We start from the raw sequence: 14,293 nt of genomic DNA, 5'->3' as shown, positions 1-14,293 counted from the left end.
AAGTATGGCAACTTATGAAACCTTCGCGTCGGTTTACGATGCGATTATGGATGATTCTTTGTATGAGAAGTGGACAGATTTCAGCCTGCGTCATTTTCCCAAGGATAAGAAAAAGCTGCTGGAGTTGGCCTGTGGTACGGGCATTCAGTCTATTTATTTTAAGAAGGCTGGTTTTGATGTGACGGGGCTGGATCTGAGTCAGGAAATGCTGGATTTGGCAGAGAAGCGCAGCAGAGAGGCTGGTTTGGACATTCCCTTTATCCAGGGCAATATGCTGGATTTGAGCGGCGTTGGTCAGTTTGATTTGGTGACTTGTTACTCAGACTCCATTTGCTATATGGAGGACGAAGTCGATGTCGGTCAGGTTTTCACTCAAGTCTACCAGCATCTAAATGAGGGCGGTCGCTTTATCTTTGATGTGCACTCGATTTACCAGATTGATGAGGTTTTTCCAGGCTATTCCTATCATGAAAATGCTGAAACCTTTGCCATGGTCTGGGATTCTTATGCGGATGAACCGCCTCATTCCATCGTGCATGAGCTGACCTTCTTTGTCCAAGAGGAGGATGGGAGCTTCACGCGCCATGATGAGGTGCATGAGGAGCGGACCTATGAGATTCTGACCTATGATATCTTGCTGGAGCAGGCTGGTTTTAAGAATATCAAGGTTTACGCGGACTTTGAGGACAAGGAGCCAACTGACAAGAGCGCTCGCTGGTTCTTTGTGGCGGAGAAATAAAGCCTAGCAATATGTTTTGAGGAATTGAATTTGGAAAATAAACAGACTTTAATTTTTATAAAACAGAAAAATCGGACAGATGATGTTTTATCAATTAAGCCGGGAATAGAGGGCAAAATTAAGGTGAGGTATACAAATAATAAAGAATATTCCTATAACAAAGAAGATGTTGAAGAATATCAATTTTTGGAAAAATTACCTGTAGAAAATTATCAATTTAGCCGCTCAGGATGTGGCGCCTATAATAATGTTATCTCTGTTGAAAAATACTCATATTTAGAGAAAAATAAAATAAAAGTTTGTTTTGAACATGGTAAGAACGTTATTTTAAATCAAGAGAATTTAAAAATTGAACAATCCGCCTTATTTGAAAAAGAGGCTAATGACGTCTTTGAGTATCTTAAAAAACTTGCCAATTTAAATAATATAAAATCTGACGATGGTAGTTCTCTTTTAGGTAAGAATTATGAAAGAGTTACTTTTGTTTCACAACAATCTGTCTTACATCGTTTCCTATCAGCATCAAGTACAAAATCTGAATCGGAATCTAAATCTGATGATCAAAATCTAATATTTCCTTTCGGTTGTAATAATAGTCAACTCATTGCGACAGAAAAAGCGTTGAAAAATCAAATTAGCTTCATTGAGGGACCTCCCGGAACAGGAAAAACTCAAACAATTTTAAATATTTTGTCGAATATTATTTACAGAAATCAGACAGCTTTAGTGGTGTCAAATAATAATTCTGCAATTGCTAATATTAAAGAGAAATTATCTCAACCAGAGATAGCTTTAGATTTTTTGACAGCTACACTGGGCAGTAAAAAAAATAAAGAAAAATTTTTAAAAAATCAATCTTCTCATTATCCTAATTATTTACCAGATATTCTTGAAAATAAAGAAAGAAATCTAAAGTTTGAACTGGTTAAAAAGGCTTTTTCGCTAAAAGAAGAAATAGCAAATATAAAATCACAGATCTCTTTTATTGAGATAGAATATCAACATTTTCAAGATTACATGTCTGATAAGGATCTTTTTGAAGTAGATTTATCAAAGTTATCTCCAAAAGTTCTTTTGGATTTATTGTTAGAGTATGAAAAAATTTTTGAACAAAATAGAAAAATCGGTTTTATATTTAAAATAAAAAGTATTTTTAAATATAAAATAAGGAATTTTAGTTTTTATAAGCAAAATCCAGATTTTTTAGCTGCAACGATTCAGAAGAAATTCTATGAGACTGAGTTGGAAAAACTTAATAAAAAGTTATCAAAACTCGAAAATGATTATAAAACGAATTTGGGCGATGAATATATAGCCAATATGATAGAATATTCAAAATCTATTTTGAAAAGTGCTTTGTTAGAAAAATATATTCCTGGGGCGCCTCGGAAAGTAAATAATACAGATAACTCTGCAAAGAATAGGCTAAATTTTTCTAAAAAAATTTTAAAAGATTATCCTATAATCTTAAGTACAACATTTTCTGCCAGAAACTGTGTAGCTGATTCTATGTTGTACGACTATTTAATTATTGATGAAGCCTCACAAGTCGATATTGCTACAGGAGCATTAGCTTTATCATGTGCTAAAAATGTAGTAATTGTTGGAGATCTTAAGCAATTACCAAATATTGTTACAAGGGAAGCAAAAGAAAAGTCAGAATGTTTACGAAAGGATTTGAAGATAAAACCTATATATAGCTTTAAAAAGAGCCTTTTGGAAGTAATGGTAGAATTATTTCCTGAAGAGCCTGCTACCTTATTGAAAGAGCATTATCGCTGTCATCCTAAAATTATTCAGTTTTGTAATCAAAAATTCTATAATGGGAAATTATGTATTATGACTAAAGATCATGGCGAGAAAGATGTACTTATTGCTTATAAGTCTGTAGCGGGGAATCATGCACGCCAGCACTCAAATCAGAGAGAAATTGATATCATAAAAAAAGAGGTGATTGATTATTATCTATTAGATAATAATACCACAGGAATTATTGCTCCATATCGTAATCAGATTGAGTTGTCTCAAAATCAACTGGAGGAATATATTAGTGAAACTGTACATAAATTTCAAGGTAGAGAATGTGAAACAATAATCCTTTCTACAGTAGATAATCAAATAACACATTTTACTGATGATCCCCACCTATTGAATGTGGCTGTTTCAAGAGCTAAAAATCGACTTATTTTAGTTACTTCTGGTAATAAACAAAAATCAAATATGAATATAACAGATTTAATAGACTATATTGCATATCAAAATTGTGATATCAAAGACAGTATGGTTAGATCAGTATTTGATTATCTGTATAAACAATATGAAGAACGTAGACTAAATTATTTTAAAAATCGGAGCAAACATTCAAAATATGATTCAGAAAATTTGATGTTTGAATTACTAAAAGAAATTCTTACTTCATATTCAGAGCTTGACTTTATCACACAGTACCGATTAAAACATTTGATAAAAGATTTTTCATTGCTGTCATCTGATGAAGCAAAATTTGTTAATCAGAGTCGAACCAGTGTAGATTTCCTGATATTTAATAAGGTTACAAAAGTTCCGGTTCTAGCAATTGAAGTTGATGGAGTTAAGTATCATAATAATCCTGACCAAATGAAGCGAGATTCGATGAAAAATAATATTTTCAAAAATTATCAACTTCCTTTACTAAGGTTAGCAACAAATGGTAGCGGCGAGGAAGAAAAAATAAGGATTGCTTTGGCTGATTATAAATCAACTGACGAAATCATTCAGTCAAAAGATATGATTAACAATATTTAAATAGTAATAATTCTATATTCGAGGAGGAATTAATGCCTATCACCGGTATTATCGCAGAGTTTAATCCTTTTCATAATGGGCATAAATATCTGCTGGAGCAGACTTCTGGTCTGAAAATCATCGCCATGAGCGGTAATTTTGTTCAGCGAGGGGAGCCGGCTATCGTGGACAAGTGGACTCGGGCGAAGATGGCTTTAGAAGCTGGAGCGGATCTGGTCCTTGAGTTGCCTTTCTTGGTCAGCGTTCAGGCGGCGGACTTTTTCGCTAAGGGGGCAGTAGATATCTTAGAGAGACTGGGCATCGAACAGCTGACTTTTGGGACCGAGGAAGTGCTGGATTATGAGAGAATTTCCAAGGTCTATGGTGAAAAGGCAGAGCAGATGGAGGCTTATCTGGCTGGCTTGCCTGATTCCTTATCGTATCCCCAGAAGACTCAGGCTATGTGGCAGGAGTTTGCAGGGCTCAATTTCTCAGGCTCTACGCCCAATCATATCTTGGGCTTGGCTTATGCCAAGGCTGTGGCGGGAAGAGATATAAAACTGTGCCCGATTCAACGTCAGGGAGCTGGCTACCATTCCTTATCAGCTAATCAAGAATTTGCCTCTGCAACTGCCCTTCGTCAGAATCTGGATCAGCCAGACTTTCTCAAGAAATTCACCCCAGCCCATCACTTGCTGGAAACGGCTCCCAAGGTGACCTGGTCGAATTTTTTTTCCTATCTCCGTTACCAGATAGTGACCTGTCCGGATTTGACAAACTTTTATCAGGTCAATCAGGAATTGGCCGTTAGGATAAGAGAGGCCTTGAAAAGCAGTGAGACCATAGAAGAGCTAGTTGAACAGGTGGCAACCAAGCGCTATACCAAGGCTCGGGTTCGGCGTCTTTTGACCTATATTCTGGTCGGAGCTAGGCAAGAAGAGCTTCCGTCAGGTGTTCATATTTTAGGATTTTCCGAGCAGGGACGCCAGCATTTGTCCAAGCTTAAGGGCAAGGTTGAATTAGTCAGCCGTATCGGCAAGGAGCCGTGGGACAGTTTGACCCAGCAGGCTGATAAGGTCTATCAACTAGGCAATCCTGCACTTACGGAACAGAACTTTGGACGAGTTCCGATTATGAAAGACAAGTAAGGCTGAATGTTCAGCCTTTTTGCTTTGTTTGCGACGATAAATAAAAAATGGTATAATAAAAAAATAAACTTGTTTTCACTAAGAAGTACGATTTGCTTTTTATTGATTTGACTGTAGATATGAAAGCTAGCATTTGGTCAATAAAACATTGCTGTGCTGATTGAATGATTATCTTTCCTATCCATGTCTCAAAGGAGGAAGACTCATGAAAATTCAAAAGATTACCTTTATGGCACTTACAGCCTTGCTTACGCTTAGTTTAGGTGCTTGTAGCTTGATTGGGCAGAAGCATTCTCAAAAGAATCAGGGTGGGACTGAGAATAGCTCCCGTGAGAGCCAAAAGAATACTTCTTCTGACGATATTGAAGAACTCTTGGAGAAAGCAGAAACTGCGAATGAAGATCTAACTTCAATGAAAATGAAGGTGAAATTATCTATCACTGTAGATGGTTCCAATAAAACTCAAACGATGAGCGGGGATCTTCTCTATGATAAAAGCACGGATGAGCTAGCCAAGGGGCATTTAATCATAGATGGAAAAGAGAGTGGTCAGGAGAGTTATCAAGAAGCGATTATGCCGGGCGGAGAGAATAAACTTTTGTATACTCGTTCTTCTAAAAATGGAACCTGGTCTAAGCAAGAAATGGGAAGCGGAGCAGATTATTATGTTCAGCCCGATTATTTCAAACTCATGGATGGCTTTTATCAAATGGCTGATGATGTCACTGTAAAGGAAAGCGGTGATGAATATATCTTTAAATTAAGCAGTAAAAATGCTGATTTGCTAGGACTTTTTGGTGAAGAATTCAAACTAGAGCTGACAGGTGTTACTCAGGCTGATATGGATAAGAAGTTAGAAGTACGCTTGGATAAAAAGACCTTATTCTTAAAAGACTTTAAGTTAGGTTTATCTTATAAAGGTGAAGAAGGCAGTTTGGATGTTCAAACAGATACTCAATATTCTGACTGGAATAATGTAGAGGAAGATGAGTTTAAGGCGCCTCAGTAAAGCATAAGCAAAACTATTAGCTGAGAAAGAAGGGAAAAGCCATGCCTTTATTGTTTGCTTTTCGCTATCGTAGAGGACTCTATTTGACCATAGTCATCTTGGCATCTGTCTTCTTAGTCTCAGGCATCATTTTCGGTGCTTTAGCTTGCTTGCTCTTGTTTTCAATTGATAAAGCCATGCCTGGAGCAGGAATACGCTCGTTCAGTTTGCCTTTTATACTTGCTTTTTTCATGACTGCTGTAGTCGAAATCTTTGCAATAGTCCATGCAGGACGTAAGCTGAGTAAAAAGTGCTTTGTTCTTGCGGGAACAGAATGGGGCTTGACCGTGCGAGGTGTTTTGTTGAAAAGGCATAGCTTTGCTTGGAATCAGCTGGAAAGCATCTTGTACCGGCCGGCTTGGGGCCGGACTTCTGACGGGCAGGCTTCTTTTCGACTAGGAGTCAGGTACTATCGGAGAGACTACCTATATATCAAGCCTTATCATGGCAAGTCCGTTCGAGTAGATGTTACTTTTTTAGATGGCCGAATAGAAGATGTCTTTGCCTGCTTAAGCAGATGCAAACCGGATTTGCCTATTGTGAAAAATTATCAGTGATATTTTTGATGGATTTCGGTAAAGGTCCGTTATGACAGACCTGCCGGTTTCGGGAAATAGAATGTATCGTCCAGTTGCTCTTTTAGCGACTGGATTTTTTATGGAAGGAAAACAGAAATCAATTTTGTCTCGATTTTAGCCTAGTAGAAGTTGAAGAAACCAACCAGAATCTTCTAGGAACAATCATTTTTTCTTAGTGATTTTTCTGATTCCCTGTGTTATAATAAGAAAGATTAAAAATGTAATTTATCAAAAGGAGAATCTCCAATGGGACGTAAATGGGCCAATATTGTGGCAAAGAAAACGGCCAAAGACGGCGCGAACTCAAAAGTATATGCTAAGTTTGGTGTGGAAATCTATGTAGCAGCTAAAAAAGGTGATCCAGATCCAGAGTCTAACACAGCTTTGAAATTCGTTATTGACCGAGCTAAGCAGGCTCAGGTGCCGAAGCATGTCATTGACAAGGCCATTGATAAGGCAAAAGGAAATACTGACGAAACCTTTACTGAAGGCCGCTATGAAGGATTTGGGCCAAACGGTTCTATGCTGATTGTCGATACTCTGACTTCAAATGTCAATCGGACTGCAGCCAATGTCCGTGCTGCTTTTGGTAAAAATGGCGGCAATATGGGAGCTAGTGGCTCTGTAGCTTATCTTTTTGATAATAAAGGTGTGATTGTCTTTGCGGGTGACGATGCTGACAGTGTCTTTGAACAGCTGCTGGAAGCGGATGTGGATGTTGATGATGTTGAAGCAGAAGAAGGAAGCATCACTGTCTATACAGCGCCAACTGACCTTCATAAGGCCATCGTGGCTCTGCGTGAGTCTGGCATCCAAGAATTCCAAGTAACGGAGCTGGAAATGATTCCTCAGTCTGAAGTAGAGTTGACCGGTGAAGACCTCGAAACCTTTGAAAAGCTTTATAGCGTTTTAGAAGACGACGAAGATGTCCAAAAAATCTATACGAATGTAGATGGATTCTAAAGATACTTGACCTGTAGTTGGAGCTACAGGTTTTTCTATGATGATAAGCTTCAAATTATATTTACTAGCTCAGCTAAGTAGGGTAAAATACAAAAGTCATAGTATTAACTTGTTAAGGAGATGAGCTTGGCGGCCTGTGACTTGCTTCCAAACCAGAACGAGATTATCAGTTAAAATTTGTAAAGACAGATGGTAAGTGGGTCTTGGAGTGTGATTTTTCTAATGAATCCATTGTCATCTCCTTCGAAGGCGATATATCATAATACAAAAATTAGAGGGCTAATTATTGATTATTTGCTCTCTATTTTTGTTTCTGCGTCCAGCTTTGTGCTATACTGGATGGTAGATAGGTGTATTCGAGTAAAGGAGTCGGCCATGAAAAAATTTTATGATAAACTGATACAAACACGGCATTATCTTCATCAGCATCCAGAGCTGTCTGGGCAGGAATTTGAAACGACGGCTTTTCTAAAAGGCTATCTGGAAGATTTGGATATTAGGATTTTAGAATCCGGTCTGAAAACCGGCCTAGTTGCCGAGGTAGGTTCTGGCAAGCCGGTTATTGCCCTGAGGGCTGATATCGATGCTCTGCCCATTTTGGAGCAGACTGGTCTGCCTTACGCCAGTCAGAATGCAGGCGTCATGCACGCTTGCGGTCATGATTTTCATCAGACCAGCCTTTTGGGGGCAGCGGAGCTACTCAAGGCTATGGAAGGAGATTTGAGAGGGACGGTTCGTCTGATTTTCCAGCCGGCTGAGGAAACTTCTCAGGGAGCCAGTCAGGTACTTGCGACTGGTTTGCTGGACGATGTGTCTGCGATTATCGGCTTTCACAATATGCCCCAGCTTAAGGCGGGGCAGCTGGCACTTAAAGCTGGAGCCATGATGGCTGGGGTTGAGAAGTTCAAGGTTGAGGTAGAAGGAGTCAGCAGCCATGCGGCTAGACCAGATCTGGGGGTTGATACAGTATTGACCTTGACTAGTATGATTCAAAATCTGCAGGCTCTAGTGGCTCGTACTGTGTCTCCTTTTGAAGCAGCTGTCTTGTCTGTAACTCATATAGAATCGGGGGCAACTTGGAATGTACTGCCGCAGTCGGGCTTTTTTGAAGGAACGATTCGCAGTTTCAATCCGACCTTGCAGCAGCGTCTCAAGGAAGACTTTATCCGAATTGTAGAGAATACAGCAGAGAATTTTGGGGCTCAAGTCAGGATTTCTTGGGACCATACTCCTCCAGTGACCTATAATGATCCCGAATTGGCCGAGCTGCTTTATGAGCATTCACAGAATCTAGCCGAGGTCCTGCCAGCCAATCCATCCTCAGCTGGAGAAGATTTTGCCTTTTATCAGGAGAAACTTCCAGGTGTCTTTGCCTTTATCGGCTCAAATGGGGCAGAAAATGCTCCTGACCTCCATCACGACAGCATGGTCATTGATGACGAAGCTTTCAAAGTTTCCGTTCCTTACTATGTCGAAAGCGCCCTCTTCCTCCTGCAGCACTACAAGCAAAAAGCCTAGAAATAGCTGCCTCAAAGCTGATAAAGAAAAGCTATCACCTCCATAAAAAATATATAATGGTCAAGTTTCTCCTTATTTGATATGATAAAGAAAGACTTTTTAGGAGGAATTCGAAATATGAACCTGAAGAAAACCTTGAAATACTTCTCTCTGGCGGCTGTCAGTGTCTTGGCCATTGGTGCCCTAGTGGCCTGCTCATCATCAAGTGAGAAGAAAACAGAGAAAATAAAGGTAGAAGTCGGAACAGTGGGAACGACCAAACCATTTTCATACGAGGATAAAGATGGTAAACTGACTGGATACGATATCGAAGTCCTTCGCGCTATCTTTAAGGACTCAGACAAGTATGAAGTCAATTTCAATAAGACCAAGTGGGCTTCTATTTTCTCAGGTCTGGACAGCGACCGCTACCAGATCGGTGCTAATAATATCAGCTACTCTGAAGAACGGGCTAACAAATATCTCTATGCTAGTCCATATGCGAAAAATCCAACAGTTCTAGTTGTCCGTAAAGGCGAGGGAATCAAATCGCTGGATGACATTGGCGGCAAGTCTACTGAGGTTGTTCAGGGGACTTCAACAGCTCAGCAACTAGAGGACTACAACAAGGAGCATAGCGATAAACCGACAAAAATCAATTATACGGACGGAACCATTCAGCAAATCTTGGCCAATCTCAATGACGGTCGTACGGACTATAAGATTTTTGAGCGCATAACTGTAGAGTCTATTATCAAAGACCAAGGCTTGGATAATCTGGAAGTGATTGAGCTTCCAAGCGACCAGCAACCTTATGTCTATCCGATTATTGCTAGCGGTCAAGAAGACTTGCAAAAATTTGTCAACAAGCGAATCAAAGAACTCTATGAGGATGGTACGCTTGAAAAACTATCACAAGAATTCTTTGGCGGCTCTTACCTGCCAGATGCAAAAGACATCAAGTAAGAAATCTCATCAAGTCTAGTCTGCATTTGGCCGACTAGACTTTGATACAAGAAATACGATAAGGGCGGGGAAGCTTATTTCCCCAGCCCTTTATCTGCTGTTAATAGGAGTAACGCATGCCTTTCTCAACTGAGACTGAACAAATCAAGAAATTTGAAAACGACGAGGTAGCCCAGCACTATTTTGAAGTGCTGCGGACCTTGATTTCTAAAAAATCAATCTTTGCCCAGCAGGTTGGTCTTCAGGAAGTAGCCAATTATTTAGGAGAGATTTTTACAGCTGCAGGTGCCAAGGTCATGATTGACGACAGCTATACTGCTCCATTTATTTTGGCGGAGTTTCTTTCTTCAAATCCTGCTGCTAAGACTATTATTTTCTACAACCACTACGATACAGTGCCGGCAGACGATGACCAGCCATGGACAAATGATCCCTTTACACTGTCGGTTCATTACGGGGTTATGTATGGGCGAGGAGTGGATGATGACAAGGGGCACATTACCGCTCGTCTGACGGCCGTTCGCAAGTATATTCGAGAGCACGGTGATTTGCCGGTCAATATCATCTTTATGATGGAAGGGGCAGAAGAGTCCGCTTCGACAGACTTGGATAAATATTTGGCCAAGCATCGCAAACGCCTGCGAGGAGCGGATTTGCTGGTCTGGGAGCAAGGCAGCCGCAACAATTTAGGTCAGCTGGAAATCTCAGGTGGCAACAAGGGAATTGTTACCTTTGACATGACGGTCAAAAGTGCAGATGTAGACATCCATTCCAGCTTCGGTGGGGTTATCAATTCAGCTTCTTGGTATTTGCTCAATGCTTTATCCAGCTTGCGCAGTCCAGACGGCCGCATTCTAGTTGAAGGCATTCATGAGCAGATTCAAGAGCCAAATGAACGAGAGCTGGCCTTGATTGAGGAATATGCCCTGCGGACTCCTGAAGAGTTGAGTCAAGTCTATGGCTTGAAATTGCCGGTTTTGTTGGGCGAACGGAAGGAATTTCTCCGTCGCTTTTACTTTGAGCCTTCGCTGAATATTGAAGGTTTCGGATCAGGCTATCAAGGCCAAGGGGTTAAAACCATTTTGCCTTCAGATGCCCAGGCTAAGATGGAGGTTCGTCTGGTGCCAGGTCTGGAGCCACAAGATGTTTTGGACAAGATTCATCAGCAACTGGATAAAAATGGTTATCCAGCGGTTGAACTGACCTATACCTTGGGAGAGATGAGTTATCGCAGCGACATGAGTGCGCCTTCCATTCTCAATCTTATCGAGCTGGCTAAAGATTACTACCAAGAGGGCATCTCTGTTCTGCCGACTTCAGCTGGAACTGGTCCGATGCACACGGTCTATGAAGCCTTGGAGGTTCCTATGGCAGCTTTCGGACTTGGAAATGCCAACAGCCGAGACCATGGCGGAGATGAGAATGTGAAAATTTCTGACTACTATACGCACATAGAGCTCATTCAGGAGCTGATTGGCAGTTACCGTCAAGCTGACTAGCGGGAAAGGAGGTCTTATGCTATACTCTATAAGAAAAGACAAACTGAAGCAGGCTGGTTTCTTTTACCTCTTTTATTTCTTAGCCATGATCTTAGGCGTCTTGGTTGGGCTTCTATTTGACCGCTCAGGCAATATGTTTTATGCTCCGGCTTTTACAGCTTTCTTTGGCGGAGTTCTGTTCATCTTCTATACGGAGAAAATAAAGACCTTCGGTCTAATCAGCGGTCTAGGCTGTCTGCTAGGTTTCTTCTTTTTGCTTAGTCGACATGGCTTTGGAGCCTTTCTACCAGGTTTGATTTGCGGTGTTTTAGCGGATCTTATAGCTCGGTCAGGCGGCTATAAAAAGACTGTTAGAAGTTTGCTGGCTTTTATGGTTTTCAGCTTTAGCACAGCGGGTCCTATTTTCCTAATGTGGCTGGCACCCAAGCAGTACGAAGCTAGTCTTCTTGCCAGAGGAAAGACTCAGGCTTATATCGAGAAAGTCATGCTTAAGCCAGAACCCAGCTTAGTTCTTTGGTTTGTAGCCAGCATTTTACTGGGCGCTTTACTTGGAGCCCTTTTAGGAAAGAAAATCCTTAAAGCTAGACATTCCAAGTCAGCTTCGGTCTAATATCATTGAAAATATAACTAAGGAGAAAACATGAACAATTTACTTGTACTCCAGTCGGACTTTGGTCTGGTGGATGGAGCTGTGTCAGCCATGATCGGAGTGGCGCTAGAAGAGTCGCCCACTCTGAAAATTCATCATCTGACTCACGATATCACCCCTTACAATATCTTTGAGGGAAGCTATCGTCTCTTTCAGACAGTTAATTACTGGCCAGCAGGAACGACCTTTGTGTCAGTAGTGGATCCGGGCGTTGGCTCCAAACGTAAGAGTGTGGTAGCCAAGACTAAAAAAGGTCAGTACATCGTTACGCCTGACAATGGCACCCTGTCTTTTATCAAGAAGCATGTTGGCATTGAGGCTATTCGGGAAATTTCTGAGGTGGAAAATCGCCGCAAGAATACTGAGCATTCCTATACTTTCCACGGCCGTGATGTCTATGCCTATACAGGTGCCAAGCTAGCCAGTGGCCATATCAGCTTTGAAGAAGTCGGGCCAGAGCTTAAAGTTGAAGACATCGTCGAAATTCAGGTAGTAGAGACTACGCTTGCGGAGAATTATGTCAGCGGAGCTATTGATATCCTGGATGTCCGCTTTGGTTCTCTCTGGACCTCTATCACCCGCGAGGAATTCTGCACCTTGGAACCGGAATTTGGCGACCGGTTTGAGGTTACCATCTACAACAATGACATGTTGGTTTATCAAAACCAAGTAACCTATGGCAAGTCCTTTGCGGATGTCCGCATCGGCCAGCCTATCCTCTATATCAACTCCCTCTATCGGGTTGGCTTAGCGATTAACCAAGGTTCCTTTGCTAAGGCCTACAATGTTGGCGTCGGTGCCCAGTGGCATATTGAAATCAAGAGAATTGAAAATTAAGGAAGAAGAAAATGAAAAATAATACAATCAGAAACGTAGTCGCAACAGGAATTGGAGCTGCCCTATTCGTGGTCATCGGAATGATCAATATCCCAACGCCTGTACCCAATACCAGCATTCAGCTCCAATACCCTCTGCAAGCTCTTTTTAGCGTCATCTTTGGACCAATCGTCGGTTTCCTGATGGGCTTCATTGGGCACGCCATTAAAGACGCTATGAGTGGTGGCGGACTTTGGTGGTTCTGGATTGCCGGCAGCGGGGTCTTTGGTCTATTGGTTGGCTTCTTTAGAAAATTCTTCCAAGTGGAAGAAGGAAAATTTGAAGTCAAGGATATTATTCGCTTTAACTTGATTCAGTTTGGAGCCAATGCAATCGCTTGGCTAATCGGCCCGATTGGTGACGTGATTGTGTCTGGCGAGCCGGTCAATAAGGTTATTGCTCAAAGTATTGTAGCGATTCTGGTGAATTCTGCGACAGTAGCAGTCATCGGAACTGTCTTGCTGACTGCTTACGCTCGCACCCGCACTCGCGCAGGAAGTCTGAAAAAGGATTGATTACACCAAAAATTGAAAGATTGGGAGAATTCCCAGTCTTTTTTTGTACAAAATAAAAGATAAAATGTAATTTATATATTGCATTATTTAAAATATATTGTATAATAGAGTTATAAAGATGAAAGGAGAGCGGAGATGGATAAGAAAAAGCCGTCGCTGGTCTGGCTTGCAGCGGCTGGAATTTTTTTCTTTGTAGGCTGGACTCAGAAAAATCAAACCTTTATCGTCCTTGCTTTTAGCAGTGTCATCTTTGCCTGTTCATCCTATGCTATAGGCGGGCAGAAGAAGGGAGACAGGGACAGAGAGGATGGCGACCATGGCTAAAAATCTTAGACTAAAAATGGCACGAGCTGAGCATGATATGACCCAGGGGGACTTGGCAGATGCTATCGGAGTGACCCGCCAGACCATTGGCCTGATTGAGGCAGGTAAGTACAATCCCAGTCTCAGTTTATGCTTAGCGATTTGCAAATGTCTCAATAAGACGCTGGATCAATTGTTTTGGATTGAATAGAGAAAGGACTAGTCATGAAAATTAAACTTATTAAACGACAGATCTTGGACGAGCGGGAAGAGCAGCTGGTTAATAAGGCTGGTATGGAGGCTTTTAGTCTCTTCTTGTATGGTGGTTTAGCCTTATATGCTGGTTCTGTAGCTATGAATGCTAGAGCCATTAACTATCAGCCCTTCTTGGTTTTGATCATTATCGCCTGCTTATATTTCTTCTTTCGGGCTCAGTATCTGGGAGCCAATTATTACAATAGTTTCAGTCTGACTATTTGGGGTATAGCAGCTTGGACGGGGTCTCTAACTCTTTTGATTGCCTGCCAGAATTTCCAACTGAATCATGTTATTTATCATAACAGTGTTTTTCACCCCATGTTTCTATTTGTTATTTTTATTACGTTTGTCATTCACTTTCCCTTTATGCTGCTGGTCAATATTTTCTTGGAGTATATAAATAAATGGCAGAAAAAGCGCTTTGAGAAGTATTTGGATCAATTGGAAGAAGAGTGATAACTTGTTCTTCTCGCTTAAACTTTCCAGCTCTG

The 14,293-nt window shown here is 41.1% G+C and carries 15 protein-coding genes and 1 pseudogene; all 16 read left to right on the top strand.

Annotated elements, in window-relative coordinates:
* The first annotated feature begins 4 nt into the window (after window positions 1-4).
* Window positions 5-739: a class I SAM-dependent DNA methyltransferase gene (locus tag J1C81_RS08910; RefSeq protein WP_002915773.1), complete on the top strand. Its 735-nt coding sequence runs from the start codon at window positions 5-7 to the stop codon at window positions 737-739.
* 30 nt (window positions 740-769) lie between these two features.
* The gene (locus J1C81_RS08905; protein WP_235787740.1) at window positions 770-3,523 is read left to right on the top strand and encodes an AAA domain-containing protein; all 2,754 of its coding nucleotides are present in this window, start codon (window positions 770-772) and stop codon (window positions 3,521-3,523) included.
* A gap of 32 nt (window positions 3,524-3,555) precedes the next feature.
* Window positions 3,556-4,650 (top strand): nucleotidyltransferase, encoded by a 1,095-nt coding sequence (locus J1C81_RS08900; RefSeq protein WP_002915771.1) that lies wholly within the window; start codon window positions 3,556-3,558, stop codon window positions 4,648-4,650.
* Between the two features lie 205 nt (window positions 4,651-4,855).
* On the top strand, window positions 4,856-5,659 hold the full coding sequence (locus tag J1C81_RS08895) for a DUF6612 family protein (protein WP_002915769.1): 804 nt from the start codon (window positions 4,856-4,858) through the stop codon (window positions 5,657-5,659).
* Window positions 5,660-5,889: 230 nt separating this feature from the next.
* Complete coding sequence (locus J1C81_RS08890) at window positions 5,890-6,255, top strand: hypothetical protein (RefSeq protein WP_002915768.1); 366 nt, start codon at window positions 5,890-5,892, stop codon at window positions 6,253-6,255.
* Between the two features lie 267 nt (window positions 6,256-6,522).
* On the top strand, window positions 6,523-7,239 hold the full coding sequence (locus J1C81_RS08885) for a YebC/PmpR family DNA-binding transcriptional regulator (protein WP_002907099.1): 717 nt from the start codon (window positions 6,523-6,525) through the stop codon (window positions 7,237-7,239).
* Between the two features lie 152 nt (window positions 7,240-7,391).
* Window positions 7,392-7,502 (top strand): annotated as a pseudogene (locus J1C81_RS08880) (DUF4352 domain-containing protein); the annotation flags it as partial.
* Window positions 7,503-7,614: 112 nt separating this feature from the next.
* Entirely contained in the window at window positions 7,615-8,757 is a 1,143-nt protein-coding gene (locus J1C81_RS08875) for a M20 peptidase aminoacylase family protein (RefSeq protein WP_032909758.1), read from the top strand.
* A gap of 117 nt (window positions 8,758-8,874) precedes the next feature.
* Window positions 8,875-9,702, top strand: a complete 828-nt coding sequence (locus tag J1C81_RS08870) for an amino acid ABC transporter substrate-binding protein (protein ID WP_032909757.1) — start codon at window positions 8,875-8,877, stop codon at window positions 9,700-9,702.
* Window positions 9,703-9,818: 116 nt separating this feature from the next.
* A complete protein-coding gene (locus J1C81_RS08865) occupies window positions 9,819-11,201 on the top strand; it encodes a M20/M25/M40 family metallo-hydrolase (protein ID WP_002915765.1) in 1,383 nt (460 codons plus the stop codon).
* A gap of 16 nt (window positions 11,202-11,217) precedes the next feature.
* On the top strand, window positions 11,218-11,811 hold the full coding sequence (locus tag J1C81_RS08860; protein ID WP_002915764.1) for an MptD family putative ECF transporter S component: 594 nt from the start codon (window positions 11,218-11,220) through the stop codon (window positions 11,809-11,811).
* Window positions 11,812-11,841: 30 nt separating this feature from the next.
* The gene (locus tag J1C81_RS08855; protein WP_002902556.1) at window positions 11,842-12,687 is read left to right on the top strand and encodes an SAM hydrolase/SAM-dependent halogenase family protein; all 846 of its coding nucleotides are present in this window, start codon (window positions 11,842-11,844) and stop codon (window positions 12,685-12,687) included.
* Between the two features lie 11 nt (window positions 12,688-12,698).
* The gene (locus J1C81_RS08850; RefSeq protein ID WP_002900998.1) at window positions 12,699-13,241 is read left to right on the top strand and encodes an ECF-type riboflavin transporter substrate-binding protein; all 543 of its coding nucleotides are present in this window, start codon (window positions 12,699-12,701) and stop codon (window positions 13,239-13,241) included.
* Window positions 13,242-13,376: 135 nt separating this feature from the next.
* Complete coding sequence (locus J1C81_RS08845; protein ID WP_002915763.1) at window positions 13,377-13,565, top strand: hypothetical protein; 189 nt, start codon at window positions 13,377-13,379, stop codon at window positions 13,563-13,565.
* Complete coding sequence (locus tag J1C81_RS08840) at window positions 13,558-13,755, top strand: helix-turn-helix transcriptional regulator (protein WP_002896268.1); 198 nt, start codon at window positions 13,558-13,560, stop codon at window positions 13,753-13,755. The genes J1C81_RS08845 and J1C81_RS08840 overlap by 8 nt, the downstream gene beginning before the upstream one ends.
* Before the next feature lie 14 nt (window positions 13,756-13,769).
* A complete protein-coding gene (locus J1C81_RS08835; protein WP_002896267.1) occupies window positions 13,770-14,258 on the top strand; it encodes a DUF6773 family protein in 489 nt (162 codons plus the stop codon).
* Window positions 14,259-14,293 lie beyond the last annotated feature (35 nt).

The sequence above is a fragment of the Streptococcus sanguinis genome, assembly GCF_050225395.1.
GTDB lineage: Bacteria > Bacillota > Bacilli > Lactobacillales > Streptococcaceae > Streptococcus.
Note: the sequence above shows the minus strand (reverse complement) of the source record. Positions and strands in the feature narration are given on the sequence as shown.